Consider the following 18,301-nt stretch of genomic DNA (forward strand, 5'->3'; position numbering starts at 1 on the left):
ACGACAGTTGGGCCAGCGCAGTGTCCACAGGCAGTCACTTCCGGCGAAAGTCGACCAGATCGCCCTGTGCCCTCTGCCACACCACCTCGACCCGATCCGTCCAACCGGGAGTGTGACCCGTCACGAGCAGGCGGGCCAGGTTCTGACATGCGGACGCCGCGCCCTCCGCAATCACCACGACGGCGCCATCGGGCATATTGGTGGCCGTTCCCACCAGGCCGAGCCGGCGGCCACGGGTGCGCACGTAGTCACGAAAACCGACGCCCTGGACACGGCCGACGACACGAGCCGTGAAGCGGACCACGGTCGGGCCAGGCGCCGCCTGCTTCATGGATACCTCGCTCATCAGCACGGTAGGGTACAGCCCATCGTGGACACCTCATCTTTCTCAGACATGGCAGGCTGTTCGAGCGAGGCGCGACGGCCGGTGGACCCTCAACGGGCGCGGCCGCTGGGGCCGCGTTCCCGCCGCAGGTCCACCGCCGTGGCACTCGTCTGCGGAGCCCTCGGGTCCGCTCTGCTGATAAGCGGTTGCGGGCAGAACTTCTCCCAGGACGGCGGAGCGCTACCCGTCCCGCACGCAAGCACCGATGGTGATCGCCATGTGACGCCAGAACCGGTCGACGGCGCAGACAAGATCATCGGACCCGGCTACGCTCCGCCACGGACCTCCGGCCCCACACAGACCGCAGTTCCCAATCTTCCAGGCGGCAAGCTCTAGCCAGGAAGATCCGTCATCTATCCACGCGAGCCGATCGCTGGCGAGACCCGACCGGACACCCGGTTGCCGAGCCCGAGGTCGGCTCGCTCGCCGGCCAGGTAACCCGCCCGACCGCCGCTACCGGAAAGCTGACGCGCCCGCGGCGTCCGCAGGCGCGGGTAGACGGCGGCGAGATGCGCGTCCACCCGCTGACTCCGGTCCGCCAGGACCACCGCGACCGAGGGGCGACTCTCCAAGCCGTCGCCCTCCTCCGCCCGCTGCTGAGCCTGGGCCCGCTCGCGGGCCGTCCGTTCCGTACGGGCCAACCGCTGCGCGACGGCCAAGGCGAACCCGGCCATCCACGACCGGCGAAACGCTCTCGGGTCCTCATACCGCGGCGGGCGCGTGACGGCCAATCCGTGTGCCTGCTGCACAAGCAGCGAGGTGAACAACAACTGCACGCGGCGGATGTCCGCATCCATGCCGAAAAGGTGCGCGGAATGCTCCGTCCCGTGATCACGGCGAACCGTGCGATGCACGAGCCGGCATCCCAGCGGGGCTGCGATGCTCGCCAACAGCGAGACCTTGTCTCGGGCGTAGGGCGAGTCGACGGTAACCACAAGATCTGCGGCGGCGGCCCGACGCGGCGCGGCCTCCTCGATGAGCGCGCGATCGATCCCATACTGCGCGATGAGCTCGGCTGCCTTGACGTTGTAGGTCTCCCTGGCGGCCTCAGTGAGCCCCTCGGCCTCCGCCATGGCCAGGAGTTTTCGCACCCGACCAAGCAGCGCATCCGGATTCATGGCATCTCCGTCCCTCTCGCCTCGGGCGGCTCAAGCACGACCCGACGCCGTCGGTGGTGCCTCACCGAGCCGGGAGCATCCCCGGCTCGGCCCCGGATGAGGCGACAGTGTGGTCCAGCACGCGAGCGGGCCCTCACCGCCCTCACGCTGCGACGTCCGAGATCACCTCGCGAGGAGGTCACTGCCTTCGAACGTTTGATCGAAGCCTACCACCTGGGTCGGCGGGGTGGGCGCTGGCAGGTGGGACAGGTGAAACTGGACCTGTTCATGAAGGCGTCCCGGCGGATCGTGTCCCCACACCGGCTGCAGAGCAGACCTGCGCGACCGTAGACCTCCAGTGACCGCTCGAACAGTCCGCTGACCCCCTCGGTCGAGACATACAGCCTGTCGAAGGACGTCCCGCCCGCGTCGAGGGCCGCAATCATGACCGTACGGACGCAGTCCAGCAGCCGACGGATCTCGGGACGGGTCAATGTCTCCGTCGGACGGGCGTAGTGCAGCCTGGCCGCCCACAGCGCCTCGTCCGCGTAGATGTTGCCCACACCGCTGACCAGCGTCTGGTCGAGCAGCGCCCGCTTGACGCCGGTGCGGCGTCCACGCAGCCGTCGGACGACGAGGTCCTCGTCGAAGTCGGGATCAAGCGGGTCCCGGGCGATGTGAGCGACCGGCTCGGGCAGCTCCCCACCACCGACGGCGACCGCCAGGCCGCCGAAGGTTCGCTGGTCGACGAACCGCAGTTCCCGACCTCCATCAAGGAAGGTGAAGCGGATTCGCAGGTGCTTCTGATCCGGAGTCGCCGGCGGCACCACAAGGAGTTGACCGCTCATGCCGAGATGCGCGATCAGAGCGTCGTCGGGGGCGGATGACGGGCACGACGCCGACGAGGGCAGGCCCGTCGGCGCGCTTTCCGTCTCCGACTCGACCGCCAGCGCCGACACCGGCGCCTCGGCCGGGATCGCCGCCGCGGGTTCCGTCCTCAGTGCGAGCCAGAGGTACTTGCCACGACGTCTCGCGGCGGTCACCCGCCGCCCGACGAGCAGGGCGGAGAATTCACCCGCGCCGGCCGCATGACGGCGAACCGCACGCGGGTGACACACCGCAACCGAGGCGATGACCCGGCCGACGACGCCGCGCTGCAGCCCGCGGCGTACGACCTCCACCTCTGGTAGCTCTGGCATGATCTCCGACCGTCGGGGGCGGTGTCAGGGGCGGAACCGGCACGAGCCATCCGTGCGAAACGGAACGTCAGGGCATGGCAGTCGGTGGTCGTGGCCCTCAGTGACCCGAGACGTGCCCCCGGTCCAGTTGACCTGCCACGGAAGGATCACCGAGCACGGCGGGACCGGTCGGACTGCCGTCTGCATCCTGCTGCTCCGCTGCGGCCGCTCGACTCTCCAGCACGGCGAAGGCCGCTGCCGCAGCCCGCTGCTCCGCTTCCTTCTTGCTGCCGCCCTCGCCCTCGCCCAGCGGCTCGCCGGCGATGCGCGCGTGCGCTGTGAATCTCTTGGCGTGATCGGGGCCGGCCTCCTCGACCACATATTCAGGCGGTCCGAGAGCGAGCAGAGCCGTCTGTTCCTGCAACGATGTCTTCCAGTCCAGCCCGGCGCCGCGACCCGCAGCCTCGTCCAACAACGGATCGAACAGGCGATGCACGAAGATGGAGGCCGCGTCGAGGCCAGCCGAGAGATAGACCGCCCCGATGATGGCCTCGAGGGTATCGGCCAGAATGCTCGCCTTGTCGCGGCCCCCGGTCGTCTCCTCCCCTCGGCCGAGCAGCAGGTAGGGTCCCAGTCCGTTCGGACCGAGGCCACGAGCAACGTCGGCGAGTGCCCGCATGTTCACCACCGAGGCCCGCTGCTTGGCCAGCTGCCCCTCGGGAAGATCAGGATGACGGAGGAAGAGTGCGGCGGTCACGACGAGACCGAGCACGGCGTCACCCAGAAACTCCAACCGCTCGTTGGTGGGAAGACCACCCTTCTCGTAGGCGTAGGAACGGTGCGTGAGCGCCCGGTCCAGCAGCTCCGGATCGATGGCAGCCTCGAGGACCTCGATCAGGCCGTCCCGTGGCGGGGGAGGCGGAAGATGGCGCGTCATCCGGCCAACCCAGCCAGCGCCCGCCGCCGCGCCACCAGGATCGCCATCGCAGCCCGTGTCCGCGGGACGAGATCCCCGCGCACCGCCAAGGACGCCACCCTCAGCGCCGCGAGCAGCCCGCCGGCCCCGGCATCCACGGATCCTCCTTGGGTGTGCTCCGCATGGACCGCGACACCGTCGACCCCCAGCACGATCGTTCCCCCTCGCACATCAGGATCTTCCAATGTTCCCCATGCCGGATCCAGGCCGGCGTCCGTGCCGCCGGCAATATCTCGACGTTCCCAATCTCGACGTTCCCAGCTCGATACACCTCGAATGGTCGACAGCACGACATCACCGGTGTAACCGTCGGTCACCGCGACCTCCAGCCGCCGGTCTGAGCCTGCTGCTGAAGACCAACCAACGGCCGCCCGATCCTGACCGGCCGGCTCAGATCGGGCGAGAACACTTTCCACCGTGCACGGACCGACATAGTTCAGATCGAGCGACCGAAGCAGCTCGTCGGCGAGGCGCCGCGGCGGATCCGACAACGCCTCCCGGGGTCCCAGCAGCCCGATCCGGGGTGTGTCCACCGCGAACCGCAGGGTCGCGTATGCGCTGCCCAGCAGCGCGGACTGGGCAAGCTCGTCGGCCGTCACCCCGACGGTCGACCCGGCGTCACACAACACGACGCCCGCCTCCTGCCGCCCGATGATCGCAGCTAGTACCGCTCGTGTGGCACCGGGAAGCAGTCCGTAGGTGAACTGGGCAGCGGCGACGACCGATTCGATGGGCGCTACCGAGACCATCGCATCGGCGTCGCCCTCACGCGCCAGCCGGGCGGCCACCCTGACGCCGGCGTCCCTGCGCGAGCGGACATCGCGAAGGGCGGCGGGTCCCCCCGCCACCGTGCGGGTAGCGGATCTCAGCAGCACTCTTTCGCCAGCCGAGATGCCGAGCCGTGCAAGCTCCTCACGTACACCTTCCGCGGGCGAAACCAGGATCAGTACGAGACGCGGGTCCGCGTCCAACGCGCTGGGCAACGCCTCAAGGAGGGGCCCCACAGGGAGCCCCTCCCCAAGCAGATCAACGGCGATGCGGGTCACACCGGTCAGACGTCAAGCACCTGACGATCGTTGTACCGGCCGCACGTCGTGCACACGGTGTGCGGCCGGATCACGTGCCCCCGGGAGCACTTCGCGAGGGTCGGCACCTTGGCCTTCCACTGCGAACGGCGAGACCGGGTGTTGCTGCGCGAGGTGCGCCGCTTCGGGACGGCCACTATTCCTTCTCCTTGCTCTCGTCAGGGTCGGACCGACCCTGATCAGTTCCCGTCGGAGCGACGCCTTCCGCCATAGCGGACAACGCAGCCCACCGCGCGTCGAGGCGGTCGTGGGAGTGATTCGGCCCGACCTCGTCGAGCCGTGCCCCGCAGTCCACGCACAGTCCCGCGCAGTCCGGCCTGCAGGTGGGCGACAACGGTAGATCCAGTACCAGCGTGTCCCGGACCACGGGCTCCAGGTCAGCATGATCGTCTACGAGGACCCGGGCGTCGTCGTCATCCGCCACGTCCGCAGCTCGGTCAGCGTAGTAGAAAAGCTCCCGGATCTCGACGGTGCCGACGTCGGACACCTCGTCGAGACAGCGGCCGCACTCGCCCTGTAGCGGGGCCACGACCGTGCCGCTGACCAGCACCCCCTCGATCACCGACTCCAGCCGGAGATCCAACGTGGCGGTGGCCCCCGCGGGGACCCACATCATCTCGGTCCCGAGATCGGCGGGGAGCACCGCCTGGGCCCGGACACGGCGCATCGACCCCGGCCGCCGGCCGAGCTCGCGGGTGTCAAGCACCAGAGGGCCCTTGGGCGTCCTACGGCGGGGGGGGGATCCAGTCATGGCGGCAGTCGAATTCACGTCTAGGTTCGGCTCGGGAAAGCCCGCGGTGGCGGACCTTACATGGGGGTGGGGCTGTTGCAGCGCCGGCTGACGACCGAGAAGCCGGCCTCCGATGGCCCCTCAGGGCATCCCGGAGGACCGCCGGACGCACCCCAGCCAGTCGACGACTACGGATCCAGCGTATCCGATCGGGTCACGACACGGCCCGCACGCTGTCGGCACCCGCCGGGGGACATCCGGCCCCCCATGGCCACTCATCCAGCCCCGGTGTGAAGCGGGCTGCAGGGCGAGCGGCCTCGGGCGCACCCCAGCGGCTGCGGTAGCGACTACTCGACCGCGCGCTCGCGGAGCTGCTTGAGCACCACATCGGGCACGAGGTGCGAGACGTCTCCACCGTAGCGAGCGACCTCCTTCACCAGGCTTGAAGACAGAAACGCATACTGCGGGTTCGTGCTCATGAAGAGCGTTTCCACACCTGCGAGCGAATTGTTCATCTGCGCCATCTGAAGTTCGTAGTCAAAGTCGCTGACCGCGCGCAGACCTTTGACGATCGACTGGATACCACGCGCACGACAGAAGTCGACCACCAGGCCGTGTGACGCATCCACCACTACGTTGGACGGCGCCATCGGATGATTGCGCACCGCCTCACGAATGAGCTCCATGCGCTCATCGATGGTGAACAGGGTGGCCTTGTTCTTGTTGATCGAAACGGCGACCACGACCTCGTCGAAGAGCTTGCTCGCCCTGATGACGATGTCGAGATGGCCGTTAGTGATCGGATCAAATGAACCGGGACAGACTGCCCTCCTCATGATCGAATACCGTACCAGAGAACACCCTCTCCGTACCTCCGGTCACGCAGCGCGAACAAGCCATCCGGCCACGCAACCGGACCCGACCGGTGAGACCTCTCGACTACACAGACACCGTCCGCAGCCAGCCATGCGCCACAACAGAGCTTTGCCAGCACTTCGCCGAGCTCGACGTCGCTCATCGCATATGGCGGATCGAGAAACATCACGTCGTAGGGATCCCCCGAAGTGTTCTGCACCACACGTGACACCGGGGCCTGCACGATCTCGGCGCCCGAAAGCCCCAGGGCAGTCACGTTCCGCCGCAGGGCTCGGACCGCTACCGGATCATGATCGACAAGAAGAGCATGTGACGCGCCGCGGGACAGCGCCTCCAGGCCCACCGCACCCGAACCCGCGTAGAGATCCGCAACCCGGGCACCCGGCAGGTCGACACACGTCGACAACGTGTTGAACAGACCCTCGCGGGCACGATCCGACGTCGGTCGGGTGGATCGACCCGCGGGAACGACGAGTTGTCGACCACCTGCGGTCCCACCGATAATTCGCGTCATCGAGGCGCTGGTCATCCCTTCTCGAGAAAGGCCGCGCTGGCATCATCGAGCGCTGCGTCAAGCAGCCGCCGCAGGGCGGGATGCTGATCCAGTTCGGGATCGGCATCAACCAATCGGGTTGCCTCGATGCGCGCCTCCCGGATCAGCTCCTCGTCCCTCAGCAGCGCCAGCAGCTTCAGGGATCGGCGTCCCCCTGACTGGGCCGCGCCGAGTACATCCCCCTCCCGGCGTTGAGCAAGATCGAGTCGGGCGAGCTCCGCGCCGTCGTTGGTCGCGGCGACCGCTCCCAGCCTTTCCCAGGCTGGCGTGCCCTGGTCCGCCGCCGTATGCAACAGGCACCACCCGGGTGCGGTGCCGCGCCCCACCCGTCCGCGCAGCTGGTGCAGCTGCGACACACCGAACCGATCCGCGTCGAGAACCACCATCACCGTCGCGTTGGGCACGTTCACCCCGACCTCGATGACCGTGGTCGCCACCAGCACATCGATCTGCCCCTCGGCGAAGCGGGTCATCGTGGCCTCCCGCTGTGCTGCCGGGAGGCGGCCATGCAGCGATTCCACCCGCAGGCCCGCAAGTTCACCGTCCACCAACTGTGGCAGCACGTCCGTCACCGTCGCCGCCGGACGTCCCACCCGCCCCGCCGCCTCGTCCGAGAGCGCACCGGGATCGTCGTCCACGCTGTCCCCCCCGATTCGGGGGCAGACAACGTAGGCCTGGCGGCCGGCCGCAACCTCATCACGGATCCGACCCCACATCCGATCGGCCCACGAGCGGATGGCCGCAGGAACGACGAACGTGGCGATCGGAGAACGGCCGCTCGGCAACTCGGTGAGCTCGGATACCTCGAGATCCCCGAAGACCGTCATGGCCACGGTCCGTGGGATCGGGGTCGCTGTCATGACAAGCAGATGCGGTGGGCGCCGGCCCCGTGCCCGCAGCGCGTCACGCTGTTCGACGCCGAACCGATGCTGCTCGTCGACGATGATCAGCCCGAGATCCGCGAAGATGACCTCTTCGTGCAGCAGAGCATGGGTCCCCACGATGAGACCGGCTGAGCCCTCCGCGATGTCCGCCAACGCCTCCCGCCGAGCGCGGGCGCCCATCGAACCAGTGACCAGGGTCACCCGAGTCGCTTGTTCGTCGGCACCGAGCTCGCCGGATCGCGCCAGATCGCCGAGCATCTCCCGCAGGCTCCGGCAATGCTGGGCTGCGAGCGTCTCGGTCGGTGCGAGAAGGACAGCCTGGCCGCCCGCATCGACCACGATAAGCATCGACCGGAGCGCCACGACCGTCTTGCCCGACCCGACCTCGCCCTGCAGGAGGCGGTGCATCGGCACCGGGCGCCCGATATCCCCCGCGATGGTGGCACCCACCTCACGCTGGCCCGCNGTGAGGGGGAAGGGCAGCGCGGCATCGAACGCGGCCAGCAGTCCGTCCGGCCTGGCGCTGCGGGCGGTCGTCGCCAACGCTTCCACCTCGCGGCGACGGCGCGCCAGCGCTACCTGGAGGACCAGAGCCTCGTCCCAGGTCAGACGCTTGCGCCCCGTAGCGACGTCGCCGCGGTTGGAAGGTTGATGCACCAGCCGGTAAGCCTCAGCGAGCGTGGACAGTCGATGCCGCCGACGCAGCTCCTCCGGCAACGGGTCCTCGAGAGGACCGAGGGAGTCCAAGGCCAGGCGGATGCATCTGGCCAAGGTCCAGCTCGGTACTTTGGCGGCGGCGGGATAGATCGGCACCAGCGCGTTTGCGAACAGCGGGCCGGTGACGTCGCCCTCGACCTCCGACTCCAGCAGCTGGACCTCGGGGTTGGTCAGCTGCCGGCGGCCGCGGTACTCGTCGATCTTCCCGGCGAACAGCGCTGTCGTCCCGGGGCGGAGGTCGCGTTCGCGCCAGCTCTGGTTGAAGAAGGTCAGAGCCAGCGCATGGGTGCCGTCTGTCACGGTGACTCGCAGCATGGATCGGCGGCTGCCCCGCATCGGTCGGCGCTCGATCTTCTCCACCCGCGCCTGGACCGTGACTGTGTCACCGACGACCAGGTCGGCGAGATCCGTCAGTTCGCCCCGCTCGTGATACCGGCGGGGCAGGTGTGCGAGGAGGTCACCGACCACATACAGCTCGAGGCCCTCCGCCAACAGGGTGGCGGCCCGCGGACCGAGGAGTGACTTCAGGGGCGTGTCGAGGTCGACCACACCCAGATACTGCCCGAACCGCCGACGACGCCGAGCTCCCTCGCCTTGTGCCCCACGGCCGAGACCACAGCGCCTGAGGTAACCTCAACCTGGTCTCTGCTGCGCGAGTTCTCCCGACCAGGCCATCAGGCTCACGGGATGAGTACGATCGCGGTCCTGACCGCCCGACGTCCCGGGCATGCACCGGGACCATTACTACTTCGACGGAGTGTTTTTCGTGTCTTCGGTGTGCGACGTCTGCGGCAAGGGACCGGGCTTCGGTATGTCGGTCTCCCACTCCCACCGACGCACTCGCCGTCGCTGGAACCCGAACATCCAGACAGTCCGTGCCGTCGTGGGTGGCACCCGTCGGCGACTGAACGTCTGCACCTCCTGCATCAAGGCGGGCAAGGTCGCGCGCGCCTGACGCGCTCTACACCACTTCGTCGAGGTAGGGTTCGGGCTCGCTGACGAACTGATGCCCGGTCTGGCTCGTCCAGACGTGGTGACCCGGCACGGGTTGGCTCAGGATCCAGATCCCGGCATGCTTCAACCGGTGGTGATGACGGCACAGCGGATCCGTGTTGTCGACCCGAGTCTTCCCACCCTCCGCGCGCGACGTCGTATGATCAAGATCGCAGTCTCGTGCCGGCTTGAGGCATCCCGGGAAGACGCAGGTCCTGTCCCGTGCGCGGACGAACCGGGCCATCGCTGGCGAAGGATGGCGTCTGTCTCCCACGTCGAGCACCGAACCGTCAATGGGATCGGTGACGATGCGCCGCCAGCTCGAACGTGAGCCGTGGGCGAGCTCGCGGGCCAGCTCGGCCGGGATCGGACCGTACCCTTCGAGCTCGCCGGGCGCGGTCGAGAGCCCCATCAACGTTGCCAGGGACACCACGACCGAGACCTCGGTGGCGACTGGGCCGTGTCGCTCGCCCATCACCAGATCGACCAACACGTCGGCCCGACGCTCACCGATACTGCGCTCGTCGTCCGGCCCCCCGGCGTCTCGGGCCAGCGCATCGATGCGCCGATAGACGGCAACCATCCGATCCGCGGGCAACAACACCGACAGCTCCCCCATCCCGTCCTCCTTGGCGCGGGTCCGAACGTGACGGTCGCGCTCCCGCCGGCGCCGACGCTGGTCAGCCCCGTCCGGATCGACGGCGAGAACCGACCTGGTCACCGCGGCCCGGAAGCTGGGGCAGCTCGCCCGTGCTCCGCGCGCCAGCACCCTGTTCTCGACCGTACGGGCCTGGCTGACGTCGAGGCTTTTCGTGACGTCGGCCATCGCCCTCACCCGGTCAAGATCGATCTCGCCGGACTCCAACGCCGCAAGCGTCTCGGGCAGCCGGTCGACCACCGCCACTGCCAGCTCAAGCTGGCGTCCGGCGGCGGCGGGCGCGGAACGCGCCACGGCGGCGATCTCATCCCCGGCGAACTCGCTGAATCCCCGTTCCGCGCCCTCCCGGTCGCCCGCAAGCGGAGGACGGAGCCTGGCGAACCTGGCCCGCACGCGCAGCCGCCACGCCTCGAGCCTCGCCAGTTCCCGGGCGATCCGGCCGTCCATATGGAGGCACTCGTCGTCGCTCAGGTCATCCACGGACCGCCCGAACACGGTCGCCGGACCGGGTGACGGACTCGCCCGGTCCGCGTCCGCCGATGCGGACCGGCCTGCGCACTCACCTTCGGTGGACCGGGCCACGCCGTCCTGAGGGGTCTCGCCGACCCCTGAAGTCAAATCGAACATGTATTCGATTATGCATCACCGCCACGACGCCTTCGCCCCGACGCCCGCGATCGACCGGTCGGGGCTGGCCATCGGGCCGTCCGGCGCCAGCCAGTCGGCCGAACGGTGACGGCCCCGGACGCCGTCACCGGGTGCGGCCCCGGACCCCGGCGCCGATCCGTTAGTGTCCCGGCATGGCAGGTACCAGGCGTCGGATTCGACTCGCCCTCCTGTTCGGCGGCCGCAGCACGGAGCACGCGATCTCCTGCGTGTCTGCCGGCGGCGTGCTGCGCGCGCTCGACCCCGACGTCTACGACGTCGTCCTGGTCGGCATCGACCCGTCGGGGCGCTGGGTCCTCCTGCCCGACGTGCATGCCCTCGCACCGGCGGACGGAGAACTTCCCCGGGTCACGGCGTCTCGGGGGACGAGTGTCGTGCTTGCTCCGGACCCGACCGCGTCACGTTGGTTCCCGCGCGATGGTGCGGAGTCCATCCAGGGCCCGCTCGGGGACGTCGATGTGGTCTTCCCGCTCCTGCATGGTCCTTTCGGCGAGGACGGGACCGTGCAGGGCCTCCTCGAGATGGCCGGGGTGCCGTACGTCGGCTCAGGTGTCTTCGCGAGCGCGGCCGCCATGGACAAGCAGCACATGAAGTCCATGCTGCGGGCCGCGGGCCTGCCCGTCGGCCCGTACGCCGTGGTGCGAGCCGGCCAGACCCTGTCCGAAGCCGACCAGGACCGTCTGGGCCTGCCGGTCTTCGTCAAGCCGGCCCGTGGTGGCTCCAGCATCGGCATCAGCCGAGTGGACGCCTGGGCCGATCTGGACACGGCGGTCAAGACGGCCCGGGCGAACGACCCCAAGGTCCTCGTCGAGGCGGCGATTGCGGGACGTGAGATCGAATGCGGGGTGCTCGGCCGGCTGGACGAGCCCGGCGCGCAGGCCAGCGTCCCGGCCGAGATCACCGTCACCTCGTCGACGGGCTTCTACGACTTCGAGGCGAAGTACGTCTCGGACCAGACCCGCTTCGACATCCCCGCGCGGCTGTCCTCGTCGGCGCTGGCCCGAGTGCGGCAGGTGGCGGTGGCGGCGTTCGAGGCGCTCGACTGCGCCGGACTCGCGCGGGTCGACGTGTTCGTCACCCCGGACGATCAGGTGGTCGTCAACGAGGTCAACACGATGCCGGGCTTCACTCCGACGTCGATGTTCCCCAGGATGTGGGCGGCGAGCGGGATTACCTATCCGGATCTGGTCGACCGGCTCGTGCGGCTCGCCCTACGTGACGGCGCCGGGTTGCGGTGACCATCCGGCCGACCTCTGGGTGGACCCCGTCCGAGCAGTCGTCCGGCCTCACGGCGTCGTCGAAACGCTGTGCGCCCGCACGGCCGGGCCGACGGAGACGAGGATGTCGAAAGGTTGCACCTCGGTCGACCCGGAACCCGGCAGGGTGAGAACGACGTGGGGCGATCGGGTCGGAGTCGAGTACCGCACGGTCTCACCGAGCTTCTCCGCGAACCACCCGACACCATCGACCTCCGACAACATCGAGTCCGGCCGGTAGCTCGCCGGCACCCCCGAGACCCCGCAGGTGAGGACGATCGGTCCCCCGCCGTAGGCCGCCGCGGTGTCCCGCGGCGGATCAAGTCGACGCCGGTCGAGGCCGTGACCGAGTGAGGACGGCAACACCCCGATGAGGGCCGCGCAGGACGCACGGTCGGCCGGCGCCGGCACCGGGACATTGGTCAGTCGGACCGGTCCCGGCCCGCTGCAACCCGCCACCAGCAGGCATCCCACGGTGCCGCAGGCGGTGAGTCCGGCGGCCATCCGGCGCGGCGCCAGGGCCGAAGGCCGGGTCCATGGCCGCCAACTGGCGCTCCGCGAGTCGACCCGGCTCAGATCGACTCGCCCGGAGTCCACCCGCCAGGCTGCCGCCGACCGACCCGCCCGCCGGGCGGCTGGCAGACGTCGACCCTGCTTGTCACGACCCACTGCTGTCACGACCCACTGCTGTCATGTCCCGATTGTGGCCATCGCAGGGACCGCCCGCCGGGCGTCCGTCGACCCCACCGACAGCGGCCGTTGCCGACTGACGGTCAGGGTCTGCCCGTGCAGGGCCTGCCCGTGTTCCTGCCCGGATCCCCGGACGGACGATCGGCGGACGAAGCGCCAGCATGCCCGCCGCCCCAACCGAGGCGCGGGCGGGCGGCCTTCAGAAGTGGACGACCGGGCAGGTCAGCGTGCGGGTGATGCCATCGACCGACTGCACCCTCGACATGACCATCTTGCCCAGATCGTCCACCGTGGGCGCTTCAGCGCGCACGATGACGTCGTAAGGACCGGTCACGTCCTCTGCCTGGGTGACCCCAGGGATCTGCTCGATCTCCTTGGCAACCGACGCGGACTTGCCGACCTCGGTCTGGATAAGGATGTACGCGTGGACCACAGACGCTCCCTCGTCGGACGTCAACAGCCCGTCGAGCAGAACTACGGGCCGACAGAAGGTAACAGGCAAACGGGCCGGATGAGAGCCTCTGAGGCCGAGGAATTTCTTCGACTCGACCGACGGGCGCCGGTCGACGCCCTCCGCACGCTCATCCGGCCCCAATCCTGGGGTGCGACGGCCCGATCTCGTACCCGATTGTGATGGCAACCACGATTCTCGCTACTGATAGTGAAGCCCGAGGAGACACATGAGGGTTCGGAGCGTCCCGTGATCAGACCCGCTCCCGGCGCCGCGTCCCCGGCCACGGCGCCACCACGGGTGCTGACCATCGCGGGCTCCGATTCGGGCGGCGGAGCGGGGATTCAGGCCGATCTCAAGACGATGCTCGCGTTCGGCGTCCATGGGATGAGCGCCATCGTCGCCGTGACGGCGCAGAACTCGCTGGGCGTCCATGGTGTCTGGGATCTACCGCCCGAGGCGGTCCGCGCCCAGATCAGGGCGGTGGTGGACGACATCGGGGTCGACGCGGTCAAGACCGGCATGCTGTCCTCGGCCGCCCTCGTCGCCCTGGTCGCCACGGAGCTGAAGCGCGTCGCCGCACCGGTCGTGGTCGATCCGGTGGGCGTGTCGAAGCACGGCGACCCGCTGCTCGCACCGGACGCGGTCGACGTCGTCCGCCGGGAGCTCATGCCGCGCGCGACGATCGCGACTCCGAACCTGGACGAGGTCCGCCTGTTGACCGGTGTGGCCGTGCGGGACGAGGCCGACCTGCCCCGGGCCGCCGCGGCGATGCTCGCGCTGGGGCCGCGTTGGGTGCTGATCAAGGGTGGTCATCTATCCGGTGACGCGGTCGATCTGCTGACCGACGGCTCTACGGAGATCCTCTTGCGCAGCCGTCGGATGGACCGGCGACACACCCACGGCACCGGCTGCACACTGGCCTCCGCGATCGCCTCGAGGCTGGCGGGAGGAGACTCACCGACGCAGGCAGTTCGGGCCGCGAAGGAGTACGTCAGTGGCGCGCTCGCGGCCGGTTTCCCCCTCGGGGCGGGGATCGGCCCGGTAGATCACGGTTATCGTCACCGCAGGTAGCCGGCGGTGGTCCGGGCCGAGCCGGCCCGTGCGATGTCTGGTTCAATCGCCCCGCCGCATGTGACCTGACGCATCCGCATCATCGCCGTGGGAGGTAGCCCGTGGGGGCGAACAGTGCTGCAGTGGCCACGCAGGCAGGCGCCACCCAGGCAGGCGTGGACCACCGGTGGTACCGCATCAGCGGCGGCGCTCCACTGCAGGGCTCGGTCGAGGCGTCCGGCGCCAAGAACTCGGTCACCAAACTGCTCGTGGCCACCCTGCTCACCCCTCAACCGTGCACGCTGACCCGGGTCCCGCGGATCGCCGAGGTCGAGGTCGTTCTGGGCATGCTCACGGAGCTCGGCACCCAGGTGGAATGGCTCGACGAGCACACGGTGCGGCTCACCACCGAACGGATCGTCGACGCCTCGCTGTCGGAGGCCTATTCCGGGGTGAACCGCATCCCGATCCTCATGATGGGTCCGCTGCTGCACCGCGTCGGCGAGGCGGTGATCCCGCTCCCCGGCGGGTGCCGCATCGGGAAGCGACCTGTCGACTTCCATCTCGCCGGGCTGCGGGCGATGGGTGCGGAGATCGTCGAGCAGGTGCGTTCCGTGCAGGTCAAGACCCTCGGCCTACACGGCACCCACGTCGCCCTGCCGTTCCCGAGCGTCGGCGCGACCGAGAACCTGCTGCTCGCGGCGGTGCGCGCGCAGGGCACCACGGTGATTTCCAATGCCGCGGTGGAACCGGAGGTCGTCGACCTCATCCTGTTCCTGCAGCAGATGGGCGCCCTGGTCGACGTGGAGGCCGACCGGACGATCGTCGTCCAGGGCGTCGCGACGCTGCGCGGCGCCACGCACGCGCCCATCCACGACCGGATCGAGGTGGCGTCGTTCGCCGCCGCCGCGGTGGCCACCGGGGGACGGGTGGAGGTGATCGGCGCCCGGCAGGAGCATCTGATGACGTTCCTGAACCACCTGCGCCGGCTCGGCGGCGAGTTCGAGGTGACCCCGCGTGGCATGACGTTCTTCCGAGCCCGACCGCTCACCGCCGCGCATGTGCAGACCGACGTGCACCCCGGGTTCATGACTGACTGGCAGCAGCCGCTGGTGGTGCTGTTGACCCAGGCCAGGGGAGCCTCGGTGATCCATGAGACGATCTACGAGGACCGGTTCGGTTACACTCGTCAGCTCGCGGAGATGGGTGCCGACATCGCGCTGTCGACGCTGTGTCTCGGCGGCAAGTCGTGCAGGTTCGCCGCCCGCGACTTCGAGCACTCGGCGGTCGTGAGCGGCCCGACCCCCCTCACCGGCGGTGATCTTACGATTCCCGACCTGCGGGCGGGCTTCGCCTACGTGCTCGCCGCGTTGGTCGCGGACGGAACGAGCATCATCCGCGGGACCAGATTCCTCGAGCGCGGGTACGAGGACCCGGTCGGCAAGCTCCGCTCGATCGGGGCCCGCGTCGACGCCGATCCGGTACCCGCCCCCCGCGCTGCCGGCCCGTCACCCGAGCCCCCCGCCTGACCAAGTCCACGCCGACCCACGAGCCACGCCAGACCCACGAGCCACGCCAGACCCACGAGCCACGCCAGACCCACGAGCCACGCCAGACCCACGAGCCACGCCAGACCCACGAGCCACGCCAGACCCACGAGCCACGCCAGACCCACGAGCCAGGAGCCACGCCAGAGCCGGCAGGAGTGTCATCCGCGGCCGGCCCCTCCGGTCTGGCGCCGACGTCACCGAAGTGGTCGGTACTCCGGCCCCGGCTCCCGGCTCATCAGATCCTTGACCGCCTCCAGCGGCGGCAGACCCTCGTAGAGGACCCGCTCGACCTGTTGCGTGATGGGCATCGAGACGCCGAGCTGATCGGCCATGGCCAGCAACGGTCGGCAGGACCGCACCCCCTCCGCGACCTGCCGCTGCTCCGCCTCCACCTGCTCCAGGCTGAGTCCGCGCCCCAGCTTCTCGCCGAAGGTCCGGTTGCGCGACAGCGGCGAGCCACAGGTCGCCACGAGATCGCCGAGCCCCGCCAGTCCGGCGAAGGTCATCGGTTCCGCGCCCAGCGCGATACCGAGCCGCGCAGTCTCGGCCAGACCCCGGGTGATCAGGGAGGCGAGGCTGTTGGTACCGAAGCCCATGCCCTCGAGCATTCCCGCGGCAAGGGCGATGACGTTCTTCACCGCGCCGCCAAGCTCGCATCCCGTCACATCATGGTTGGTGTAGGGCCGGAAGTAGGGGGTCCAGCAGGCAGCCTGGACGACTTGCGCCGTCCGGGTCGAGGTGCTGGCGACCACGGTCGCCGCCGGATGTTCGGCGGCGATCTCATGGGCCAGGTTCGGGCCGCTGACGACCGCTATCCGGTCGGGCGTCACTCCGGCGACCTCGGCGATGACCTGGCTCATGCGCAGCCGGCTACCCGCCTCGACCCCTTTCATCAGACTGACGTAGATAGCGTCGGGTGCGATCCGCGGCACCCAGCGGGCGAGCACCGAACGCAGCGCCTGGGAGGGAACGGCCAGCACCACGAGCTCAGCGCCCGCCAACGCGCCGCCCGGATCGGACGTCGCCCGGATCCGGTCGGGGAGCTGGACCGAGGGCAGGTAACGGGGGTTGACATGCCGGTTGTTGATCGAGCGGATGACTTCCGGGTCCCGGGCGACGAGGTCGACCCGGGCGCCCGCGTCCGCGAGGACCTTCGCGAAGACGGTCCCCCACGATCCGGCGGTCAGCACCGCCACCCGCCTCACCTCGTCCTCCCGGGAGCAGCGCGACGACCGCCCTCGGTCGCGCCGACGCGGGCCCCGCCGGGTCGGGCCGGGGTCAGGGGCGGGGCTGCGACACCGCTCGCGGCATCCTCGGACCGGCTGTTGGAATCGGCGGTAATGGTTCCCTCCGGATGGGTCACGGGACCGGCGTCGACGTCCGGTGCGGCGAGCACCCCGACGCTGCGCGATGGCGTGCCCACCGCGTCCTCACACTCGACCGTAGACGCCGCTCTGGCGGGCATCACGCAGGATGCGGCGCTCACCAGCGACGTTGCCACCCACCAGGGAGATTCCCACGACTCCATCGCCGAGAGGGCACGCTGCGCGAACAGTCGCGCCCGCCACCCGCACGATCAACGCGGGCAGCGACCGGAGGCAGACACTGGGGATACGCGCGCGGACGACGCTCACCCCACGACCAAGGTGCGGCGTTGGCCGACTCTCGCGCAATGCGCCCCTGCCACCGCTGGCCATCGACCGGATCGGGGCATCCGGCTCGCGACGCCACACGGCGTCATGGCCTATGGTCACCTTCGTGTGGCTCCCACGAGGCGGGGCGTCCTGGACGGTCCTTCTGCCGCTCAAGAACCTGGCGCGGGCGAAGAGCCGGCTGGACCGGCCGGACCGTAGCCTGCTGGCGCTCGCAATGGCCCTTGACACGGTGACGGCCGTGCTCGCCTCGGCAACCGACCTCGTCGGCGCCGTGGTGATCGTGACCAATGATCAGACGGTCCGTCGGGCGCTGTCGCGGTTGCGGGACCAGGGTGACATCAGCGCCGGGCACGAAGCGGGTCGGGCGCCGGCCCTCGCACTGTCGACGCAGGAGCGGGCCCGCCTCGTCATTGTTCCGGACACCCCCGGCCAGGGCCTCAACCCGGCCCTGGCGCACGGCGCAGAGCTTGCCGCGGGCCGCTGGCCCGGGCGTCCGCTGGCGGCCCTGTCCGGGGATCTGCCGGCGCTGCGGACCGCGGAGCTGCACCAGGCCCTGGCGGCCGCCGGCGACCATCGCCGCGCGGTCCTCGCCGACGCCGCGGGCACGGGCACCGTGTTGCTCACCGCCGCGACCGGGTCGCCGCTGGGTCCGTCGTTCGGACCGCTCAGCCACGATGCGCATCGTCGCTCGGGCGCCGTCGACCTGACCGACACCCTCGGGTCCTCGGTACCCGGGCTACGGCGCGACGTCGACACCGTCGACGATCTCGCGCAGGCACGTCATCTGGGGGTGGGTGACGCAACAGCGGCGGCGCTCCTGGCTGGCCGGGCGCCGGTGCCCTGACCAG

At 69.7% G+C, this 18,301-nt stretch carries 19 protein-coding genes and 1 pseudogene; 5 read left to right on the top strand and 15 right to left on the bottom strand.

What is annotated here, in order from left to right:
• Window positions 1–34: 34 nt before the first annotated feature.
• The 11 genes and pseudogenes from FF36_RS17670 to FF36_RS38265 form a co-directional block, all read right to left on the bottom strand.
• The gene (locus FF36_RS17670; RefSeq protein WP_370657105.1) at window positions 35–331 is read right to left on the bottom strand and encodes an acylphosphatase; all 297 of its coding nucleotides are present in this window, start codon (window positions 329–331) and stop codon (window positions 35–37) included.
• Between the two features lie 407 nt (window positions 332–738).
• Window positions 739–1,503 (bottom strand): DUF2786 domain-containing protein, encoded by a 765-nt coding sequence (locus FF36_RS17675; RefSeq protein WP_044886205.1) that lies wholly within the window; start codon window positions 1,501–1,503, stop codon window positions 739–741.
• Between the two features lie 206 nt (window positions 1,504–1,709).
• Window positions 1,710–2,681 carry a bifunctional DNA-formamidopyrimidine glycosylase/DNA-(apurinic or apyrimidinic site) lyase gene (gene mutM / locus FF36_RS17680; RefSeq protein ID WP_044886206.1) on the bottom strand — a complete coding sequence of 324 codons (972 nt, stop codon included), beginning with the start codon at window positions 2,679–2,681 and terminating at the stop codon, window positions 1,710–1,712.
• Between the two features lie 97 nt (window positions 2,682–2,778).
• Window positions 2,779–3,597 carry a ribonuclease III gene (gene rnc / locus FF36_RS17685; protein WP_044886207.1) on the bottom strand — a complete coding sequence of 273 codons (819 nt, stop codon included), beginning with the start codon at window positions 3,595–3,597 and terminating at the stop codon, window positions 2,779–2,781.
• Window positions 3,594–4,682, bottom strand: a complete 1,089-nt coding sequence (locus tag FF36_RS17690; RefSeq protein ID WP_044886208.1) for a phosphate acetyl/acyltransferase — start codon at window positions 4,680–4,682, stop codon at window positions 3,594–3,596. Before FF36_RS17690 ends, rnc begins: the two co-directional genes overlap by 4 nt.
• 5 nt (window positions 4,683–4,687) lie before the next feature.
• A complete protein-coding gene (gene rpmF, locus FF36_RS17695; RefSeq protein ID WP_009742317.1) occupies window positions 4,688–4,858 on the bottom strand; it encodes a 50S ribosomal protein L32 in 171 nt (56 codons plus the stop codon).
• On the bottom strand, window positions 4,858–5,472 hold the full coding sequence (locus FF36_RS17700) for a YceD family protein (RefSeq protein ID WP_044886209.1): 615 nt from the start codon (window positions 5,470–5,472) through the stop codon (window positions 4,858–4,860). The genes rpmF and FF36_RS17700 overlap by 1 nt, the downstream gene beginning before the upstream one ends.
• A 326-nt stretch (window positions 5,473–5,798) precedes the next feature.
• Window positions 5,799–6,287, bottom strand: a complete 489-nt coding sequence (gene coaD, locus FF36_RS17705; protein ID WP_011606879.1) for a pantetheine-phosphate adenylyltransferase — start codon at window positions 6,285–6,287, stop codon at window positions 5,799–5,801.
• Window positions 6,284–6,841 carry a 16S rRNA (guanine(966)-N(2))-methyltransferase RsmD gene (gene rsmD, locus FF36_RS32955; protein ID WP_082122009.1) on the bottom strand — a complete coding sequence of 186 codons (558 nt, stop codon included), beginning with the start codon at window positions 6,839–6,841 and terminating at the stop codon, window positions 6,284–6,286. Before rsmD ends, coaD begins: the two co-directional genes overlap by 4 nt.
• An 11-nt stretch (window positions 6,842–6,852) precedes the next feature.
• Window positions 6,853–8,229: ATP-dependent DNA helicase RecG (locus FF36_RS38260; protein ID WP_242422584.1), on the bottom strand; the 1,377-nt coding region annotated here is incomplete at its 5' end.
• A 1-nt stretch (window position 8,230) separates the two neighbouring features.
• Window positions 8,231–9,030, bottom strand: a pseudogene (locus tag FF36_RS38265) (OB-fold nucleic acid binding domain-containing protein); the annotation flags it as partial.
• Window positions 9,031–9,247: 217 nt separating this feature from the next.
• On the opposite strand from FF36_RS38265, the gene rpmB reads away from it, so the two are divergent.
• Window positions 9,248–9,436 carry a 50S ribosomal protein L28 gene (gene rpmB, locus FF36_RS32960; protein ID WP_055409184.1) on the top strand — a complete coding sequence of 63 codons (189 nt, stop codon included), beginning with the start codon at window positions 9,248–9,250 and terminating at the stop codon, window positions 9,434–9,436.
• 6 nt (window positions 9,437–9,442) lie between these two features.
• Here rpmB and FF36_RS17715 read toward each other — a convergent pair whose 3' ends face one another.
• A complete protein-coding gene (locus tag FF36_RS17715) occupies window positions 9,443–10,612 on the bottom strand; it encodes an HNH endonuclease signature motif containing protein (protein WP_157871722.1) in 1,170 nt (389 codons plus the stop codon).
• Between the two features lie 320 nt (window positions 10,613–10,932).
• Here FF36_RS17715 and FF36_RS17720 point away from each other — a divergent pair, with 320 nt between their 5' ends.
• Window positions 10,933–12,036 carry a D-alanine--D-alanine ligase family protein gene (locus FF36_RS17720; protein ID WP_044886211.1) on the top strand — a complete coding sequence of 368 codons (1,104 nt, stop codon included), beginning with the start codon at window positions 10,933–10,935 and terminating at the stop codon, window positions 12,034–12,036.
• A 48-nt stretch (window positions 12,037–12,084) separates the two neighbouring features.
• On the opposite strand, the gene FF36_RS17725 is transcribed toward FF36_RS17720, so the two are convergent.
• Together FF36_RS17725 and FF36_RS17730 are read right to left on the bottom strand one after the other, a co-directional pair.
• Window positions 12,085–12,558: a DUF3515 domain-containing protein gene (locus FF36_RS17725; protein ID WP_044886212.1), complete on the bottom strand. Its 474-nt coding sequence runs from the start codon at window positions 12,556–12,558 to the stop codon at window positions 12,085–12,087.
• Window positions 12,559–12,943: 385 nt separating this feature from the next.
• A complete protein-coding gene (locus tag FF36_RS17730) occupies window positions 12,944–13,177 on the bottom strand; it encodes an Lrp/AsnC family transcriptional regulator (protein WP_009742309.1) in 234 nt (77 codons plus the stop codon).
• Between the two features lie 267 nt (window positions 13,178–13,444).
• Here FF36_RS17730 and thiD point away from each other — a divergent pair, with 267 nt between their 5' ends.
• On the top strand, window positions 13,445–14,269 hold the full coding sequence (gene thiD, locus FF36_RS17735) for a bifunctional hydroxymethylpyrimidine kinase/phosphomethylpyrimidine kinase (protein WP_199865428.1): 825 nt from the start codon (window positions 13,445–13,447) through the stop codon (window positions 14,267–14,269).
• A 101-nt stretch (window positions 14,270–14,370) separates the two neighbouring features.
• Window positions 14,371–15,777, top strand: coding sequence for a UDP-N-acetylglucosamine 1-carboxyvinyltransferase (gene murA / locus FF36_RS17740; RefSeq protein ID WP_044886213.1), 1,407 nt, complete (start codon window positions 14,371–14,373; stop codon window positions 15,775–15,777).
• Window positions 15,778–15,992: 215 nt separating this feature from the next.
• Here the strand turns inward: murA and FF36_RS17745 are convergent, their stop codons facing one another.
• Complete coding sequence (locus tag FF36_RS17745) at window positions 15,993–17,003, bottom strand: NAD(P)H-dependent glycerol-3-phosphate dehydrogenase (RefSeq protein ID WP_173667343.1); 1,011 nt, start codon at window positions 17,001–17,003, stop codon at window positions 15,993–15,995.
• A gap of 541 nt (window positions 17,004–17,544) precedes the next feature.
• On the opposite strand from FF36_RS17745, the gene cofC reads away from it, so the two are divergent.
• On the top strand, window positions 17,545–18,297 hold the full coding sequence (gene cofC, locus FF36_RS17750) for a 2-phospho-L-lactate guanylyltransferase (protein WP_044886214.1): 753 nt from the start codon (window positions 17,545–17,547) through the stop codon (window positions 18,295–18,297).
• The last annotated feature ends 4 nt before the right edge of the window (window positions 18,298–18,301 follow it).

Source organism: Frankia torreyi (genome assembly GCF_000948395.1).
GTDB classification, from domain to species: Bacteria; Actinomycetota; Actinomycetes; order Frankiales; family Frankiaceae; genus Frankia; species Frankia torreyi.